Genomic DNA, 17,761 nt, shown 5'->3' with positions numbered 1-17,761 from the left:
CCCGTCCGCACCCGCACCCGCACCGACCCTCCCGGAGGAACCCCATGACCGAGCCCCGCATCGCCGTCGTCACCGGAGCCGCGCGCGGCATCGGCGCCGCCCTGGCCCGACGCATGGCGGAGGACGGCTTCGCCGTCGCCGCCGTCGACCTCTCGGCCGAGGCGTGCGCCGACGTCGTCGGGCAGATCGAGGAGGCCGGCGGGACGGCCCGCGCCTTCGCCGCCGACGTCGCCCGGGAGGAGTCGGTCGCCCAGGTGATGGACGCCGTCGTCGCCGAGCTGGGTGCGCCCGCCGTGCTGATCAACAACGCGGGCGTGCTCCGGGACAACCTGCTGTTCAAGATGAGCGCCCAGGACTGGGACACGGTGATGGACGTGCACCTGCGCGGGCACTTCCTCATGACCCGCGCCGCCCAGCGCCATATGACGGAGCAGGGGTGGGGGCGGATCGTGAACATCTCCTCCACGTCCGCGCTGGGCAACCGGGGGCAGGCGAACTACGCCGCGGCCAAGGCCGGGATCCAGGGCTTCACCAAGTCCGTCGCTATCGAGCTGGGCCGCTTCGGGATCACGGTGAACGCCATCGCGCCGGGCCTGATCGAGACGGACATGACCCGGGCCACCGCCGAGCGGATCGGCGTCCCCTACGAGACGTACGTGGCCAAGGCGGCGGAGCAGATCCCCGTCGCCCGCACCGGCACCCCCGAGGACATCGCCGCCGCGGCCTCCTTCTTCGCCCGCCAGGAGGCCTCCTTCATCTCGGGCCAGGTCCTCTACGTGGCCGGCGGACCCAAGGCCTGAGCCCCCCACGAGGAGAACGCCATGCAGACCTTCGACGGACTGGACGAGTTCGAGCGGGCCGTGGGCACCCACCTGGGCCACAGCCGCTGGCGCACCGTCACCCAGGAGCAGGTGGACCTGTTCGCGGACACGACCGACGACCACCAGTGGATCCACGTGGACCCCGAGCGGGCGGCCCGGGGACCCTTCGGCTCGACGGTCGCCCACGGCTTCCTCACCCTCGCGCTGCTGCCCTCGATGGTGCGGGAGATCTACCGGGTGGAGGGGATGGCCATGGTCGTCAACTACGGATCGGACCGGGTCCGCTTCCCCCATCCGACCCCCGTCGGCGCGCGCATCCGCGCCGGCGCCGAGCTCACCCGCCTGGACCGCGGCCCCCAGGGGGCGCTGGCCATGGTGACCACCACCGTGGAGATCGAGGGAGTGGCGAAGCCGGCCTGCGTGTCGGACTCGCTCTTCCTCCTCCGCCCGGGAAAGGACGCGTCATGACGTTCAACATCTCCGTGCTCCTGCGCGAGAGCGCCGCCGAGCACCCGGACCGCCCCTGCGTGATCCTGGGCGACCGTGCCTGGATCTACGCGGAGGTGGACGCCGCCGCCGACCTGGTGGCCGCGAACCTCAGCGGGCTGGGCCTGGCCCCGGGCACCTCGGTGGCGGTGCAGCTCCCGGACATCCCGCAGTTCCTGTTCGCCTACTTCGGCCTCGTCCGTGCCGGCTTCGTCATGGTCCCCCTCAACCCCCTGCTGACGCCGCGCGAGATCGCCCATCACCTGTCCGACTCGGACACGGCCGTGCTCATCACCGTGGATACGGCGGCCGAGGCGGCGGTCAAGGGCGCGGCCCAGGCGGGCGGGTCCGACGGCGGTCCGACGGTGTACGTGGTCTCCACGGGCGCCGGGGAGCGGCCCGCGGGGACCCGGGACTTCGCGGAGCTGCTGGCCCCCGGCCCCTCGGTGGACATGGCCCCCACCCAGGCCGACGACACCGCGGTGATCATCTACACGAGCGGCACGACCGGCCCCCCCCAAAGGCGCCGAGCTCACCCACTTCGGCATCTACATGAACACGACGGTCTCCGGCGCGCGCATCCCGATCCGGCCCGACGACGTGGTCCTGGCCGTGCTGCCCTTCTTCCACGTGTACGGGCTCACGAGCGTGCTGAACATCTGCGTCCGCCACGCCTGCACCATGGTCCTGCTCCCCCGCTTCGACGCCGCCGCCGCGCTCGACCTGGTGGAGCGCCACGGGATCACCCGCATCTCCGCCGTGCCGACCATGCTGATCGGCATGGTGGAGGACCCCGACACCGGGCGGGACCTCTCGTCCGTGAGCCAGGTGGTCTCCGGAGGCTCGGCCCTGCCCCAGGAGGTGCTGCGGCGCTTCGAGGCGAAGTTCCCGCGGGCGACCATCCTGGAGGGGTACGGCCTCTCCGAGTCGACCAGCTCGGTGGCGGTGAACGTCTCCCGGGAGGAGCGCCGCGTCATGTCCATCGGCAAGCCGCTGTGGGGCACCGAGTGCCGCGTGGTGGACGCGGAGGGACACCTGCTCGGCCCCGGGGAGGACCAGGTGGGGGAGCTGCTCTTCCGCGGCCCCACCATCATGAAGGGCTACTACCGCAACCCCGAGGCCACGGCGGCCACCCTCGTGGACGGGTGGCTGCGCACCGGGGACATGGGGTACCGGGACGAGGACGGGTTCATCTACGTGGTGGACCGCAAGAAGGAGCTCATCCTCCGCGGCGGGTACAACGTGTACCCCCGCGAGGTGGAGGAGGTCATCGCCACGCACCCGGCGGTCTCCGAGGTGGCCGTGGTGGGGCGTCCGCACCCCTCCCTCGGCAGCGAGGTGGTGGCGGTCGTGAGCACCCGGCCGGGCATGAGCGTGACCCCGGCGGGGGTCATCGAGCACGCCAAGGTCTCCCTGGCGGCGTACAAGTACCCGCGCGAGGTGGTCGTGGTGGACAGCCTCCCCAAGACCGCCACCGGCAAGATCCGCAAGCGGGACCTGGCGACCACGCTGGCCGAGCCGGCCTCCCCCGAGTCGCACTCCGCGACGCCGTAGCCGCCCGCGACGACGGCCGCGCTTCCCTGTCCTCCCCTCCTGGGAGAATCGGGAACGTGGCCGTCCCCTCCCCCCTTCCCCTGCGTAACGGCGTCAACGCGACCCGCCTGCGCCTGCCCGCCTCCGGACCCTGGGCGTCCGTCCAGGAGTACGTCCTGGACCGCTTCGGCCACGTGGACCCGGACGGCATCCGGCGGCGCTTCGCCTCCGGGCAGGTCGTGGCCGCGGACGGCGCCCCCATCCCGGCGGACACGCCGCTCGGCGTGCACGACGACCTCTGGTACTACCGGGACGTCCCCGACGAGGCCCCGCTGCCCGTGACGCACACGCTCCTGCACCGCGACGAGCACCTCGTGGTCATCCACAAGCCGCACTTCCTGCCCACCACCCCGGGCGGCCGCTTCGTCCAGGAGACCGCGCTGGTGCGGCTGCGCAACGAGCTCGGCCTCGATGACCTCGTGCCCCTGCACCGGCTCGACCGGGCGACGGCCGGCGTCGTGATGTTCTCCGCGAACCCGGCCACCCGCGGCGCCTACCACCTGCTCTTCGAGCGGCGTGCCGTGGCCAAGACCTACGAGGCCGTGGCGCTCCTGCCGGACGCCCCCGACGACGGCGCCCGCCGCCCCGGCGCCCCGGCCGACCCCGTCCTGGGGCGATTCCCGCTGACCGTGCGCAGCCGGATCCGCAAGGACAAGGGGATCCTGCGCTCCGTGGTGGAGGAGATCCCGCCGGCCGCCTCGGGACGCCGGGCGGGCGCGCCGGTGCGGACCCGGCGGTCGAACCGGCCCCACGCCGGGGCGAACGCGGAGTCCCGGGTGGAGCTGCTGGGCGTCGGCGTCTCCGCCGGGACGCTGGCGGGGCGGCGCGTGGCGCACCTGCGGCTCACCCCGCGCACGGGCCGCACCCACCAGCTGCGCATCCACCTGGCCGCCCTGGGCCTGGGCATCGCGTTCGACCCGTTCTACCCGGACCTGCTCGACCTCGCCCCGGACGACGTCACGCGTCCCCTGCAGCTGCTCTCCCGGTCGCTGCGCTTCACGGACCCGGTGACGGGCGAGGAGCGGGAGTTCACCTCCCCCGCCGAGCTGCAGGAGCGACCGCGGTGACAGGCGGGGACCCGGCCGCCCTGATGGACGCGCTCGGAGCGTGGTTCCACCCGCTCACCGCGCTCCTCGTGGCCCTGGACGCCCCGATCCCGCCCGTCCCGTCGGAGGTGGTGGTCATCGGCTCGGGGGCGCTCGCGGCCGAGGGCCGGGTCTCCCCCGTGGCCGCGGTGCTGGCGGCGTGGCTGGGCTGCTGGGCCGGGGACGTCGGCCTCTACGCGCTGTTCCGCCACGGCCTCGCCGACCGCCTGGACCGCTGGGCGTGGTGGCGTCGGATCCACCGGGGGATCCGGAGCCTGCTGGTGCGGGTGGGCCCGGCGGGCAGCCTGGCGGGGCTGTCCGTGCTGCGGTTCGTCTCGGGCGGGCGGACGGCGTCGATGGCGGCGGCCGGGATCGGCGGGATCCGCTGGCCCGTGTTCCTGTGGCTGTCCGGGGCGGGCTCGCTTGCGTGGTCCGGGTCCATGGTGGGGCTCGGCTGGATCACCGGCCGGGCCACCGGCCTGCCGTGGTGGGCGTCCGCGGTGGTCGGCATGGTGTTCGGTACCCTTGCAGGGTTGATGATCGCGGGGATCATGGCCCACCGTCGCCGGGGCCGGAAGGGGTGAGCATGCAGGACGCGTCCTCCGAGTCCCGTGCCGCCCTCGAGCGCCTCCGGGACGCCTCGGCGCCCCGTCCCGACGACGACGCGACGCGTGCCCCCGCCGAGCGCCCCCGCCGCGCCCTGGCCGCGCCCGGGGAGATCTCCCGCCGCGATCTGCGCCGTCACGAGCGCGCCCTGCGCTCGGGCCGACCCGAGACCGCCGCCGAGCGCCGCGTGCGCGAGGACCGCCGCGCGGATGTGCACCGCGCCATGGACCGACTGCGCACTCCGGGCGCTCCCGCCCAGCAGCGCCCACGCCGCGACCTCAGCGAGATCCTGGACCGCCTCGGCAGCCCGGACCTCGCCCGTTTCACCGACCCGCTCGTCGGCACGGTCGAACGCATCCTCCCCGCCCCGGGGCGGGACCCGGAGAAGGCCGCGGAGGCCGCACGCCGCCGCACTGCGGCCGAGGAGCGCCGGCGGGCCCGCCTGCGAGCCGGCCGGGAGCGCGCCGCCGAGGCCGCCCGTCGCCGGGCCGCCGAGCACGAGCGGCCCGTCGCCGAGGCCGCCGCCGCGGCCCAGGCCCGCGACGCCGCCCGGGCCCGCGACGCCGCCGCCCTCCAGGCCCGCCTCGACGAGGAGGCCCGCCGGGCCCAGGCCGCGCGGGTGGCCCGCCGCCGCCGCGAGGAGGAGAAGCAGCGCCGTCGGCGTGACGCCGAGCGGCGCCGTCGGGTGGCGGCCGAGGAGAAGGCCCGTGCCGCCGCCGAGGCGGAGGCCCGCCGACAGGAGCGGGAGGAACGGCGCCGCCGGGAGGCGGAGGTCGCCGCCGAGCGCGCCCGCGTGCAGGCGGAGCGGCGGGCCCGCGAGGAGGCCGCGCTCGCCGAGCGGGAGCGGCTCCGGCTCGAGGCGGAGGCGGAGGCGGAGCGCCGTCGGCAGGAGGCCGAGGCCGAACGCTGTCGCCTCGAGGCCGAACGCGTCGAGGCCGAGCGGCGCCGTCGGGCCGAGGAGGCCGAGCGGCGCCGTCGCGAGGCGGAGGAGGCCGCCCGCCTCGAGGCCGAGCGACGTCGTCGCCAGGCCGCCCGCGTCCGCGCCCACACCGTGCTGCACGCCGAACGCGCCCTCGCCCAGGCCCGGCTCCTCGAGGACCGCGCCCGGGAGGCCGAGCGCCGTGCGGCGGAGGACGCCGCCCGCCGCCGTCGCGAGCACGAGGAGCGGGAGTCCCGCGCGCTCGCCCGGGCTGCGCGCGAGCTCGAGGGCCCCGAGGTCTTCCCGGCCGCCGCCGACCGGCCGCTGCTGTCCGACCCGGAGGAGCGGCTCACCGATGAGGAGCTGTTCGCCCGGGCCCGGGTGGCCCTGCCCGAGTGGCGGCGGCGGCAGCGGCTCTCCACGAAGGCGCAGGCAGTCCAGGCCGAGGCCACCGCCCACTCCTCGGCGGGGCCGGTCACGGGCGCCCTTCCCCTGATCCCCGGCTACACCCCCGCCCCGCCCGAGGAGCCGGCCGGCTCACCGACCCGCGCGGACCGGCGCGGCCAGACGCTGCTGACCGTCGCGTGGGCGCTGTTCGTGCTCTCCGGTGCGTGGGGCCTCGGTCTGGCCGGCCGCGTCCCGGGGCTCGGCGCCCTCGATGCCGGCGCGTACCCGCTCACCGCCGACGGCCGACACGGCCCCGGCGCGAGCGTGTTCGGGCTGTCCCCGCTGCACCCGGCGATCTGGCCGGTGCTGTGGCTGCTGACCGGGATGTACGTGCTCCGGCAGTGGGGGCCTGGCCAGGGCGCGTCGCCGCGGCACCGCCGCATCCGGGGCGCGGTCGCGGGGACCCTGCTGGCGCTGGCGCTGTGGTTCCCCCTGGCCGTCCTGGCCCCCGGGGGCCTCGACGTCGTCCCGTGGCTGCTCGCCCTGGTCCTCATGCTCCGTGTGGTCCGGCGGCTCGGCGCCCGCCCGGCGGCCCGCCGCCTCGCACGGGTGGCCGAGGACGGCGCGCTCGGCGTGCTGCTGGGCACCCTCCTCGCCGGCGCGCCCACTGCGGTGGGCGCCGCCCTCCACGCCTGGGGCGTGCACGTCGACTGGTTCCCGACCGAGCTGCTCGCCCTGCTGGTGCTGATGGCCCTGCTGCTGGCGGCCCTGCGCCTCGTGCTCGGTGGGCGCGGCCGCCTGGGTGTGGCCCTGGGCATGGCCTGGACCCTGCTCTGCCTCGCCCTGCCCCGCCTGCTGCCCAGCCCGCTCGGGGCGCAGCAGAGCGCATGGGTGGGTCTCGCGGCCGCCTTCGGGGCGCTCCTGCTGGTCACGGCCGCGGCCGTGCGCCGCTCCTGGGCCCGCCAGATCGAGCGCGACGCCGCCCGCCGGCCGCACCCGGCCGGCGCCTGAGCCCGGCCCCGTTCAGCGCCCGGGCCCAGCGGGCACCGGGACCCACCGACCGCCGTCGCGCCGGAGCACGTCCAGCCGGCCCGTCACGGCGACGCCGGACACCGCCTCCGCCATCCGCCGCGCCACCTCGGCGGCCTCGGCGTCCTCGCCGGCCCGGTGCGAGCCGTGCACCGTGAAGCGCAGCACGATCCGCGGGACGCGCGCCACGACCTCGATGTCCTTGGCCGCGAGCACGTGCGAGGCCTGGACGGCCGCCTCGGCCAGGTCCATGACCTCGTCGGGCCGGTGGCCGGGCAGGAGGTCGCCGATCTGCAGGCGGGCACGGTAGGAGGGCATGGGCCCAGGGTAGGGGTGGCCGCAGCAACGGTGACGACTTCCCTCGTCGCACGGGCCGGGCCCCTTCCGCCCGCCGCGGACGCGTGCCCTCCCGTGTCCGGACCCGCTCGTAGGGTGGGGCGCATGACTCAGACCGCCACCCCGCAGACCGACGCCCCCGCCGTGCCCGCGATCTTCGAACCGATCGAGATCAACGGCGTGCGCGTGCGCAATCGCCTGATCCTGCCGCCGATGTGCCAGTACTCGTGCGAGGCGCGCGACGGCGTCCCGCACGGCTGGCAGTTCCAGCACCTGGGCGCCCGCGCGGCCGGCGGCTTCGGGATCGTGGTGGCCGAGGCCACCGCCGTCACACCCGAGGGGCGCATCTCCCCGTGGGACACCGGCCTGTGGAACGACGAGCAGCGGGACGCGTGGGCGCCGATCGCCGAGTACATCGCCTCCGAGGGCGCCCTGCCCGCCATCCAGCTCGGCCACGCCGGCGCCAAGGCCTCCACCGTCCCCATGCACCCGGGCGCGCCCGCCGGGCAGCCGATCCTCGAGGGCCCCGACTCCTGGGAGACCCTCTCCCCCTCCGGCGTGGCCACCAACTCCATGGAGATCCGCACCCACGCGATGCGGGTGGACGAGATCCGGGAGACCGTCCAGGCCTTCGCCGACGCCGCCGAGCGCGCCGACCGTGCCGGCTTCGGCGCCGTGCAGCTGCACGCCGCCCACGGCTACCTCATCCACCAGTTCCTCTCGCCGCTGACCAACACCCGGACCGACGAGTACGGCGGGGACTTCGAGGGCCGCACCCGCTTCCTCAAGGAGGTCGTGGCGGCCGTGCGCGAGGTGTGGCCCGCGGACAAGGTCCTCGGCATCCGCATCTCCGGCTCGGACTGGATCGAGGGCGGCTGGAGCATCGAGGAGACCGTCCGCCTGGCGCAGGAGCTGCAGGGGCACGTGCACTGGTTCGACCTGTCCTCCGCGGGCATCGGCGACACCTACGAGGGCCCCCAGGGCCCGGGCTATCAGGTGCCGCTGGCCACCGCCGTGAAGGAGGGCACCGAGGGGATCGTGGTGTCCGCCGTCGGCTCGCTGACCGGCGCCGAGGAGGTCGCGGCCGTGGTGGACGAGGACCGCGCCGACGCCGTCTGCGTGGGCCGCGCCGCCCTGGCGAACCCGAACTGGCCGACCGCGGCCGCCCTCGCGCTCGACGTCCCCTCGGAGCAGGTGCCGATGGCCCGGCAGTACTTCCGAGCCAAGTGGTGAGCGGAACACGCGGGACCCGGTGTGCCCCCGGCGCGGAACTCCGGTAGAACAGAACCATGAGCGTGCGCACCCCCGACCCGAATCCGGGCTGGCTGTCCGACGAGGACCTCTACGAGGCCCGGCGCCGGCTGCCCATGGTGTATGTGGAGGCCATCCCGGTGCGGCTGGACTCCCTCGGCTACGTCACCGAGATCGGCCTGCTCTACGTGGCGGACGAGACCGGTACGTTCCAGCGGACGTTCGTCTCCGGCCGTGTCCAGTATCGGGAGACCATCCGCGCCGCGCTGATGCGCCACCTGGAGAAGGACCTCGGCCCGCTCGCCTTCCCGCAGCTGCCGCCGTCGGTGGTCCCCTGCACCGTCGCCGAGTACTTCCCGGCGCCGTCCGAGACCGGGCTGACGGACGACCGCCAGCACGCCGTGGCCCTGGTCTACGTGGTGCCGGTGACGGGTGAGTGCCAGCCGCGCCAGAACGCGCTCGAGCTGACCTGGCTCACCCCCGAGGAGGCCCTCGGCGAGGACATCCAGGCCGAGTTCATCGGCGGCCGCGGGGACCTGGTGCGCCAGGCCCTCGCCCACGTGGGATGGGGGCGCTGAGCATGGCACCGGTCGTCGGCGGCTACCTCCGCCATCTGAAGTCCCAGGACGTGCAGCCCGGGGACAGCTTCCTGACCCGCCGCGGCGAGCCCGCCCCGCCGGTGGCCTCGACCCGGGTGATGCGGGACGACTTCGGCACCCCCGCGCTCGTGATCGCCACCCTCGAGGGCGGCCGCGAGGTCAAGATCGCCCACGGCTCCGTGATCCGGGTCCGCACGGACCGCCCGGAGGAGCGCAGGGCCGTCCCGGACACCACCTTCTCCCCCGTGGACGCGGGCTCCCCCGAGGAGCGGATCGTCGCCGTCGGCAAGCGCCACCTCGAGGACACCGAGCTGACCGCCACCGCGGCCCGGCTCTCGCACGGGTTGAACCTGCGCTCCGGCTCCCAGCTGGAGGACGTGTTCGGCATGGCCGAGCGGCTCTACCTGCTGCACGAGGACACCGAGGGCACGCTCGCTACCCTGGGTCTGCTGACGAACCTGCCGTGGGACGGGGCCGTGGGGCGGTGGAAGTCCATCCAGGCCGCGCTGTCCCTGGCGTCGCTGATCCTGCGCGAGGAGGGCGAGCACATCGCCGCCGCCAACCTCGGCCGGCGCCTGCTCGAGGCGGACGAGGTCCCCTCCGAGCCGGGCCGGGCGGCCCGGGTGCTCGAGGTGCGCCAACGCCAGCTCAACGAGCCGCCGCTCTACGACCGGGAGATCTCCCGCGCCCTGCAGGCCCGCGACGCCGAGGCCGAGTATCAGTGGCGCCGCGCCCGGTTCGACCAGCTGCTCTACCTGCGCGCCCGCGGCGGCTCGGAGACGCTCACGGACGCCGACCTGGATTCCCGGATCGCCCGGGAGCTCGGCACGCTGCGCACCCTCGCCGACGAGCTCGAGGCGAAGGCCGCCACGCGCCGGTGAGGCCCAGCCGCGGGACGGGCGTCGGGAGCCGGCCCCGTCCCCGGTGACACGCCCTCCGGGGTGCGGTTCGTGTGGCGCACCTCACTTTCCAGCCCCTGTCGGGGCTATGCTCCCGGCATGACCGGCTCCGCACCCGCCCAGCTCCGCCTCCTCCGCGCCACGGACGCGCCCGCCGTCCTGGCGGCCTTCCACGCGGGCACCGTCGGCATGGCCGATCCCGCAGAGGTCACCGACGAGGCCTCCGCCCGCGCCTACGTCGACGGACTGGTCCAGGCGGAGGGGACGGACGCCGTCGCCGTGGTGGAGCGCGGGACGGACACGCTCATCGGCCTGGTCGCCGTCGTGCGCGACGAGGCGCACGGCACCGGCGCGCTCACCGCCTGGCTGCATCAGGGCTGGCGCGGGGACGCGATCATGTCGCGTGCGGCGACCACCGTGACGGACGCCGAGCTGGCCGAGGGCGGCCTCGAGCGGATCGAACTGGCCCACCGGGCGGACAGCCCGACGGCGGGGGCCGTCGCCCGGGCCGCCGGGCTCCGACACGAAGGCACGCAGCGCGGCCGCCTCCGCGCGGGCGGGCGGCGGCTCGACGTGCACCGCTACGGCCGGCTGGCCGCGGACCCGCTGCCCGAGGAACGCGTCCGTCCCCTGCCGTGGGCCTCCGACGCCCGCCCCTGGGCCGACCGCTGACCGCGGCCCGCCCCCGACGACGCCCCACGACGCCGTCACGCCCTCCCGGCCCGATGCCCCGCTAGTTGTAGGAGGGCATGACGTTGTTGACACGCACCGGGGCCAACGAGGCCGGAGGAGCCTCTCCGCAGGAGGTATGCGGCCGATGGTAGTTGTAGTGGTTCACCCACACCTGCAGGGCCTCACGCCGAGCCCGCTCTGAGGAGTACGGGCGGGCGTAGAGGACCTCGTCGACCATCAGCCGGTTGTACCGCTCGACCTTCCCGTTGTGGCGCGGGGTGTAGGGGCGGATCCGGTGATGCCGGCCCCCGAGAGAGACCACCTTCCGGGTGAAGTCCACGGCCCGGTAGTTGTTCCCGTTGTCCGTGACCACCCGGTCCACGGTGATGCCGTGAGCGGCGAAGAACGCGCGGGCCCGGCAGTAGAACCCGATCGTGGTCACCGCCCGCTCATCCTCCAGCGCCTCCGTGTACGCCAGGCGGGTGAACCCGTCGATCGCCGAGTGCAGGTAGGTGTAGCCGACCCGCTGGCCAGACCCCCGCTTGGAAGCACGCCCTGCCTCACTGTCTCTTCCGTGGGCGCGCCAGCCTCCCCCTTCAGGGATGCGTCCGATCTTCTTCACGTCCAGGTGCACCATGTGCCCTGGCCCCCTCGCGGTGATCCTCCGGGCCGGCTGCCGGCGGAGGTCTTCTCCGGCTGGGGTCAGGTCCCGTAGGCGGGAGATCCCGGCCCGGTGCAGCCATCGCCCCACGGTGCGAAGACACACCTGGTGGCCCTCGCCGACCAGATGGTGATGGATGCGCCGGGCGGACCACTTCTCGGCCCGGCGCAGGGCCTCCAGCTCGGCCACGATCGCGGGGTCGAGCCGGGCAGGTGAGCGATGGGGCCGGCTCGAGCGGTCTTGCAGTCCTGCCTCGCCTTCGGCACGGTAGCGGGCGACCCAGGTGGCCACCGTGGGCCGACTGACGCGGAACTCCGCGGCCACGTGGGACTGCGGGATCCCGTCGTTCAGGTGGCGGTGGACCATGCGCAGCCGGCCGGTGGGGGTCAGAGGTGCGTTAGCGTGAGTCACGAGCGGGCTTCCTTCCGCGGATGAGTGGATGTCGCAATTCCCATCCTGCGGGGCGGAGCCCGCTCGTCTCATCTCAGCCCGTGCCTCGTGTCAAGAACCTCATGACCCACAACAGCTAGTCTGCCGAGATGACCACCCCGACCGGCGCCGTCCCGAGCCCGCACCCTCGGCCGTTCCTCCTCGTCCAGACACGCCCCGAGGACGACGCCGCGGCCGCCGAGGTCGAGGCCGTCGAGCGGCTCGGCGGCTACTCGGAGGGCCGGCTGCGCGTGCTGCGCCTGGACCGCGCGGTGCAGCAGCCGGCCGCGGCCGACGGCCTGGACTGGGAGGCGGAGCTCGCGGACGTCGCCGCCGTGATCCTGCCCGGCAGCCCGTTCACGGGCACCGATCCCGAGGAGACCAAGTCCCCCGTGCAGCGCGCCGTGGAGGCGGAGCTGGGGCGGATGCTCGACGTCGTCCGGCGCCGAGACCTGCCGTTCCTCGGCTGCTGCTACGGCGTCGGCACACTGGGCCGGCACGCCGGCGGCGTCGTGGACAACGCCCATGGCGAGTCGGCCGCGCCCGTCGAGGTCACGCTCACCGACGAGGGCGTCGCCGATCCGCTGCTGGCCGGGGTGCCGCGCACGTTCGCGGCGTACGTGGGCCACAAGGAGGCGATGAGCGCGCTGCCGCCCGGCGCGGTGCTGCTCGCCGCGGGCGCCGACTGTCCCGTGCAGATGTTCCGGCTCGGCACCCGCCAGTACGCCACCCAGTTCCACCCGGAGCTGGACCAGGCCGGGATCCTCGAGCGCCTCGAGATCTACTGCGACCACGGGTACTTCGCGCCGGGCGAGTACGAGCCCACGGTGGCGGGGCTGGTCGCCGTCGACCCCGAGCACCCCCGCCGGATCCTGGCGAACTTCCGCACGCTGTTCGGGTGAGCCCGCCCGGCCCACCCCGTAGCGTGGCCGCATGGACACGCACCGCGCCACCGCTTCCCTGCCCTGGATCGACGGCCCCGCCGTGCGCGCCGCCCTGAGCCCGCGCGCCGCCGTCGACGCGCTGGAGGCGGCCCTCGCCGCCGGCCTGGACCCGGAGGCCGACGCCCCCCGCACCCGCGTGGCCACCGCCGCCGGGCAGCTGCTGCAGATGCCCTCGACGCGCGGGAGCGAGGTCGGCACCAAGCTGGTCACCCTCACGCCGGACAACCCGGAGCGCGGACTGCCGGTCATCCAGGGCGTCTACGTGCTGTTCGGCGCCCCGGGCGCCCCCGGCCAGGCCCCGCGGGCCGTGCTGGACGGCGTCGAGCTGACGGGCCTGCGCACCTCCGCGGTGTCCGCGCTCGGGGTGCGGCTGCTCGCGGACGCCTCGCCCCGGCACCTGGTCGTGTTCGGCACGGGCGTGCAGGCGTGGGAGCACGCGCTCACGTTCCAGGACGTGTTCGGGCTGGAGCGGGTGTCCGTGGTGGGCCGCGACGCCGACCGGGCCGCCGCCCTGGCCGCGCGCATCGAAGCGGAGCTGGGCGTGACCGCGAGCACCGCGGACTCGGAAGCCGTGGCGGAGGCGGACGTCGTGGTGACGTGCACGGCCGCGATGGCCCCGCTGTTCGACGGGACGCTCGTGCCGGAGCACGCGACGGTCGTGGCGATGGGCTCGCACACCACGGACGCCCGCGAGACCGACGACGCCCTGGCCCGCCGTGCGACCGTGGCGGTGGAGTCGCGGGACTCGGCCGCCCGCGAGGCCGGGGACGTGACCCTCGCGGTGGCCTCCGGCGCGCTGGCCGGGATCGAGGACACGGTGACGCTGGCCGAGCTCGTGGCCGGGACCGCGCGTCGTCAGGAGGGTGCGCCCGCCCTGTTCGTCACCACCGGCATGCCCTGGCAGGACCTGGTGGTGGCGAGCGCGGTGGCGCGGGTGGTGCTGGGCTGAGCCGGGGCGGCCGGGTCCAGCTGGCGGACCGAGGGCGTGTCCCGGCGACTGACGGCGAGGAGGACGAGGGCGCCGGCGAGCCCGACCAGATTTCTCGCCACGAGCGGGGCGCGGCCGGCCTCCGCGGTGTCAGCCCAGTCGAGCACGCCCCGTCTGGATAGAGTGACTCGCGCCACCCTCTTCACTGCAAGGCAGGACACATGATCGACGCACCCCTCGCCCAGCTCGCTGAGACGTACGCCCGTGACGCGCGGCTCGCCTCCACGAGCGGGGTCTCCGCCGAGCCGGAGGCGCAGCTGACGGTCCCGGTCTCCGAGTTCCTGCGCGCGTTCTCCTCCGTCACCGGGCTTGGGGACCTCAGCCTGCTGCGAGAGGCCCAGCTCGACGGCGTGCGCCCGGACTTCGCCGCCCTGATCGACGGTCGCCCCTGCGGATGGGTGGAACTCAAGGCACCCGGCCACACGGTCATCGGAGAGAAGTGGCGCGGCCGGGAGAAGGGCCAATGGGACCTGCTCTCCCAGCTGGACGCGCTGCTCGTCTCGAACGGAGACGAGATCGCCCTCTATGTTTCCGGCTCCCTTGTGGACACCGCGTTCCTGCCCGTCGACGGCGTCGCAGGCTGGGACGCGGACCGCCTGCGCACCGTCCTGGAACAGTTCACCCTGGCCCAGCCCCGGCCGATCACCCGAGTGAGCCAGCTCGCGGACCGCCTGGCCCCGCTGGCCCGCTTCCTTCGGGAGCGCCTCCAGGAAGGCCTGTCCAACAACTACCGCTCGGTGCGGGAGGCGAAGGCGGCCTGGGACCACACGGTGCACCACACGACCACGGACGCCCAGTTCGCGGGCGACGTCGCCCAGGTGGTGGCCTACTCCATGGCCATCGCCGGTCTCTCCGGCCAAGCGGACCGGAACGCCGACGGCGTGGTGACGCTCGAGGAGGCCAAGCACGCCTTGGAGACGGCCCACCGCAATGTTCTGGCGGCGTCCCTCGGACCGATCATCGGCATCCCGGCGCTCATGGAGTACATCGCCCCGGAGGTCGGGGCCATCATGCGGCTGGTGTCCAGCATGGACGTGGCCGCCATCGAGCGCTCCACGGACTCCCGTGGTGAGCCGTGGCTGTGGTTTTACGAGGACTTCCTCCAGCGCTACGACCCGGCCGCCCGTAACCGCGCGGGTGTCTACTACACGCCGATCAGTGTGGTGCAGTGCCAGGTGCGCGTGGTGGACGCGCTGCTGCGGGAACGTTTCGGTCAGACCCTGGGCTTCGGTGCCCCCTCGGTGGTGACGCTGGACCCCGCGACGGGCTCCGGCACCTACCCGCTGGCGGTCATCGACCGCGCGGAGGCAGCGGCCCGGGAGGAACGCGGCCCGGCGGGGGTGGCCCAGGTGGCCAAGAACCTCACGAAGAACCTGCTGGCCTTCGAGCTGCTGCCCGGCCCATACTCGGTGGCGCACCTGCGCATCGGCCAGCGGCTCGCTGAGGCGCAGGGTCACGCCTTCCAGGCGGAGGAGATCGGCGTGTACCTGACGGACACCCTGGAGGACCCCTCGGCGGGCATGGAGGCGGGGCTATTCGGCGACGCGCGGGTCCTCGCCGAGGCCGCCGAGGCGGCCCGCCAGATCAAGCGGGACCGGCGCATCACCGTGGCCATCGGCAACCCGCCCTATGACCGGGTGACCTCCGGCACCGGCGGCTGGGTGGAGCACGGGGACGGCGAGGACGCGCTGTTCGACGACGTGATCGGCCCCGCCCAGGAGCAGGGAGTGATCTTCTCCGCCCAGGCCTCGCTGTACAACCTGTACGTGTATTTCTGGCGGTGGGCCATCTGGAAGGCGTTCCAGCAGGACCCCGGGGACCAGGCGATCATCTCCTTCATCACGGCGTCCTCGTGGCTGACCGGCCCGGCCTTTGTGGGTCTGCGCGATCTGGCCCGTCGGACGGCCAGTGAGATCTGGGTGATGGACCTGGGCGGCGAGGGCCGCGGGGCACGCCAGGAGGAGAACGTCTTCGACATCCAGACCCCGGTGGCGATCGTGACTCTGGTGCGCACCGGCAAGGCCGCCCGGGAAGCGTCCGTGTACTACCGGCGCTTCCGGGGCACGCGCGCGGAGAAGTTCGCGGCCCTGGACGAGGTGGCCCGGTTGGATCCCGACGACGGCACATGGGTGCGCCTGCCCGGTGGGGCGGGCGACCCCTTGGCACCGGCCAGCGGCGGGGAGGACTGGGCGGCCATGCCCGCCCTGGCGGACCTCTTCCCCTGGCAGCAGCCCGGGATCAAGTACAACCGTGCCTGGCCGGTGGCCCCGGATCAGGACACTTTGCAACGGCGGTGGCGAGAGCTGTTGGCCGACCCGTCCGCGGACGCCCGCGCGGAGAAGTATGTGACGGGCAACTTTGGGCGCACCATCCACACCGCCGTGAACGGCATGACCCCACTGGCGGAACTGCCCGCCGACGCCCCGCACCGGCCGATCGTCCGCGTGGCCTGGCGCTCCTTTGACCGCCAGTGGACCTTCGACGATCCTCGATTGATCAACTTGGAACGCCCCGCTTTGTGGCAGGCGCTTTCCGACCGGCAGCTCTTCCTCGTCTCCCCCATGACCGCACGCACCAGCGGCGGGCCGGTGGTGACCGTGGCGACGGCGGTGCCGGATCTGCACTACTTCGTCGGCTCCTACGGCGGCAAGGACGTCATCCCGCTCTACCGGGATGCTGAGGCCACTCAGCCCAACGTCACCGGCGAGCTGCTCCCATTGCTGGGGGAGCGCTACGGCCGGGAGGTCACGCCGGAAGACCTGGCCGCCTACGTCATGGGCATCGCCGGCCATGACGCCTACGTCCAGCGGTTCGACGAAGCCCTGGAGGGCAGCCCCGTCCGCGTGCCGCTGACTGCCGACCCTGACCTGTTCACCCGTGCCGTGAAGCTGGGTGAACGTCTGTTGTGGCTGCAGACCTACGGGGAGCGGTTCACAGGACCGGAGCGCCCCGCGCGTCGGGTGCCGCGGGTGCCCGGCCTGGGCTGGGAGGAGCCCGTGACGGCCTTGCCTGCTTCTCCGCGGGCCGTGTCCTACGATCCCGCGGCCCAGCGGCTGACGGTGGGGGACGGCGTCGTCACCGGCGTGAGCCCGGAGGTGAGGGCCTTCGCCGTGTCCGGCATGAACATCCTGGACAAGTGGCTCGGCGCCAGGACGGCCACCGGCATCGGCCGCGCCGCCGGCAAGGCAGCCACCCCGCTGGACCGTATCCGCCCCACTGAGTGGGCAGACGAGTGGAACGACGAGCTGCTCGATCTGCTCCGAGTGCTGACCGAGACCGTGTCACTGGGCGGTGACCAGGCAGACCTCCTGGACGAGATCCTCGCCGGAGACCTGATCCCGGCGAACGAACTCCCCGAACCGACCCCGGCCGAACGGAAGGTTCCCAAGACGATCAAGCGGGACCCCGGTTCCGAGCAGCGTGGGATGTTCTGAACGCCGGAGACGACGGAGGGGCGAGACCTATGCGCATCTGTTACCTGGACGAGTCGGAACAGCAACAGGACGGGGTCTACTACATCGGAGCCCTCGTGGTCACCGCTGAGCAGATTCGCTCCATCGACCGGGACCTCGATGCTCTGCATGCCCGACTCCACGAGGCGCACCCGGGCTCGGTCCCGGCCGGTCTTGAGTTCCACGGTCATGCCATATTCCAGGGAAAGGAGGGCTGGGCGGAACTGAAACCGGGCGTACGGGCGTGGGCGAGTCAGAAAGCGGTGGAACTCATCTGCCGTCACTCACCGTGGTTCGGCCTGCAAGGAGTAGACGTCGACGGACTCCGTCGACGTCGCGGCTGGGAGGCCGCAGAACCTCACGTCGTTGCCTCCAGTCATCTCCTCAACCGCGTCCACCGGCACAGTCGGTTGGTCTCTGAAGGACTCCTAGTCATCGCCGACGACCACCACCTCCGCGAGGACAGCAGGACCGCGTATGTCAAGGGCCATTGAGTTCTGCCCATAGGCGGCCAGTGTTTCTTCCCGCTGGTGGCCATCAGAACTGCCCACTGGTGGCCAGCTGGTTTGCCCGTTTGGGTGGTGGTGCTGGCCACCGTGATGGG

At 74.0% G+C, this 17,761-nt stretch carries 16 protein-coding genes and 2 pseudogenes; 16 read left to right on the top strand and 2 right to left on the bottom strand.

Annotated elements, in window-relative coordinates:
- Positions 1-44 precede the first annotated feature (44 nt).
- The 8 genes and pseudogenes from fabG (at position 45) to O3T09_RS09450 (ending at position 6,908) form a co-directional block, all read left to right on the top strand.
- Positions 45-800 (top strand): 3-oxoacyl-ACP reductase FabG, encoded by a 756-nt coding sequence (gene fabG, locus O3T09_RS09485; protein ID WP_020625413.1) that lies wholly within the window; start codon positions 45-47, stop codon positions 798-800.
- 21 nt (positions 801-821) lie between these two features.
- Positions 822-1,289 carry a MaoC family dehydratase gene (locus O3T09_RS09480; protein ID WP_020625414.1) on the top strand — a complete coding sequence of 156 codons (468 nt, stop codon included), beginning with the start codon at positions 822-824 and terminating at the stop codon, positions 1,287-1,289.
- A pseudogene (locus O3T09_RS11850) lies at positions 1,286-1,765 on the top strand (AMP-binding protein); the annotation flags it as partial. The gene O3T09_RS09480 and the pseudogene O3T09_RS11850, both read left to right, overlap by 4 nt.
- A 73-nt stretch (positions 1,766-1,838) precedes the next feature.
- Positions 1,839-2,402, top strand: a pseudogene (locus tag O3T09_RS11900) (AMP-binding protein); the annotation flags it as partial.
- Positions 2,400-2,861: an AMP-binding enzyme gene (locus O3T09_RS11895; protein ID WP_406924915.1), complete on the top strand. Its 462-nt coding sequence runs from the start codon at positions 2,400-2,402 to the stop codon at positions 2,859-2,861. The pseudogene O3T09_RS11900 and the gene O3T09_RS11895, both read left to right, overlap by 3 nt.
- Positions 2,862-2,917: 56 nt before the next feature.
- Entirely contained in the window at positions 2,918-3,967 is a 1,050-nt protein-coding gene (locus O3T09_RS09460) for a pseudouridine synthase (protein WP_044659053.1), read from the top strand.
- Positions 3,964-4,569, top strand: coding sequence for a DedA family protein (locus O3T09_RS09455; protein ID WP_060775810.1), 606 nt, complete (start codon positions 3,964-3,966; stop codon positions 4,567-4,569). The genes O3T09_RS09460 and O3T09_RS09455 overlap by 4 nt, the downstream gene beginning before the upstream one ends.
- A 2-nt stretch (positions 4,570-4,571) precedes the next feature.
- Positions 4,572-6,908 carry a hypothetical protein gene (locus tag O3T09_RS09450; RefSeq protein WP_269295513.1) on the top strand — a complete coding sequence of 779 codons (2,337 nt, stop codon included), beginning with the start codon at positions 4,572-4,574 and terminating at the stop codon, positions 6,906-6,908.
- A 12-nt stretch (positions 6,909-6,920) separates the two neighbouring features.
- Here the strand turns inward: O3T09_RS09450 and O3T09_RS09445 are convergent, their stop codons facing one another.
- Positions 6,921-7,244: a hypothetical protein gene (locus O3T09_RS09445; RefSeq protein ID WP_044659057.1), complete on the bottom strand. Its 324-nt coding sequence runs from the start codon at positions 7,242-7,244 to the stop codon at positions 6,921-6,923.
- Positions 7,245-7,367: 123 nt separating this feature from the next.
- On the opposite strand from O3T09_RS09445, the gene O3T09_RS09440 reads away from it, so the two are divergent.
- The 4 genes from O3T09_RS09440 to O3T09_RS09425 all read left to right on the top strand — a co-directional run bounded on the left by O3T09_RS09440 (position 7,368) and on the right by O3T09_RS09425 (position 10,683).
- The gene (locus O3T09_RS09440; protein ID WP_044659058.1) at positions 7,368-8,495 is read left to right on the top strand and encodes an oxidoreductase; all 1,128 of its coding nucleotides are present in this window, start codon (positions 7,368-7,370) and stop codon (positions 8,493-8,495) included.
- A 56-nt stretch (positions 8,496-8,551) separates the two neighbouring features.
- Complete coding sequence (locus O3T09_RS09435) at positions 8,552-9,091, top strand: NUDIX hydrolase family protein (protein ID WP_036316089.1); 540 nt, start codon at positions 8,552-8,554, stop codon at positions 9,089-9,091.
- A 2-nt stretch (positions 9,092-9,093) separates the two neighbouring features.
- A complete protein-coding gene (locus O3T09_RS09430) occupies positions 9,094-9,993 on the top strand; it encodes a DUF6707 family protein (RefSeq protein ID WP_225941407.1) in 900 nt (299 codons plus the stop codon).
- Positions 9,994-10,110: 117 nt separating this feature from the next.
- The gene (locus O3T09_RS09425) at positions 10,111-10,683 is read left to right on the top strand and encodes a GNAT family N-acetyltransferase (protein WP_060774482.1); all 573 of its coding nucleotides are present in this window, start codon (positions 10,111-10,113) and stop codon (positions 10,681-10,683) included.
- Between the two features lie 61 nt (positions 10,684-10,744).
- Here the strand turns inward: O3T09_RS09425 and O3T09_RS09420 are convergent, their stop codons facing one another.
- Positions 10,745-11,755, bottom strand: a complete 1,011-nt coding sequence (locus O3T09_RS09420; RefSeq protein ID WP_061867064.1) for an IS481 family transposase — start codon at positions 11,753-11,755, stop codon at positions 10,745-10,747.
- A 128-nt stretch (positions 11,756-11,883) separates the two neighbouring features.
- On the opposite strand from O3T09_RS09420, the gene O3T09_RS09415 reads away from it, so the two are divergent.
- The 4 genes from O3T09_RS09415 (at position 11,884) to O3T09_RS09400 (ending at position 17,651) form a co-directional block, all read left to right on the top strand.
- A complete protein-coding gene (locus O3T09_RS09415) occupies positions 11,884-12,675 on the top strand; it encodes a glutamine amidotransferase (RefSeq protein ID WP_269295512.1) in 792 nt (263 codons plus the stop codon).
- 31 nt (positions 12,676-12,706) lie between these two features.
- On the top strand, positions 12,707-13,666 hold the full coding sequence (locus O3T09_RS09410; RefSeq protein ID WP_269295511.1) for an ornithine cyclodeaminase family protein: 960 nt from the start codon (positions 12,707-12,709) through the stop codon (positions 13,664-13,666).
- Between the two features lie 200 nt (positions 13,667-13,866).
- Entirely contained in the window at positions 13,867-17,139 is a 3,273-nt protein-coding gene (locus tag O3T09_RS09405) for a type ISP restriction/modification enzyme (RefSeq protein ID WP_269295510.1), read from the top strand.
- A gap of 29 nt (positions 17,140-17,168) precedes the next feature.
- The gene (locus O3T09_RS09400) at positions 17,169-17,651 is read left to right on the top strand and encodes a DUF3800 domain-containing protein (RefSeq protein ID WP_269295509.1); all 483 of its coding nucleotides are present in this window, start codon (positions 17,169-17,171) and stop codon (positions 17,649-17,651) included.
- The last annotated feature ends 110 nt before the right edge of the window (positions 17,652-17,761 follow it).

It is taken from the genome of Micrococcus sp. H39-S4 (assembly GCF_027158145.1).
GTDB classification, from domain to species: domain Bacteria; phylum Actinomycetota; class Actinomycetes; order Actinomycetales; family Micrococcaceae; genus Micrococcus; species Micrococcus luteus.
Note: the sequence above shows the minus strand (reverse complement) of the source record. Positions and strands in the feature narration are given on the sequence as shown.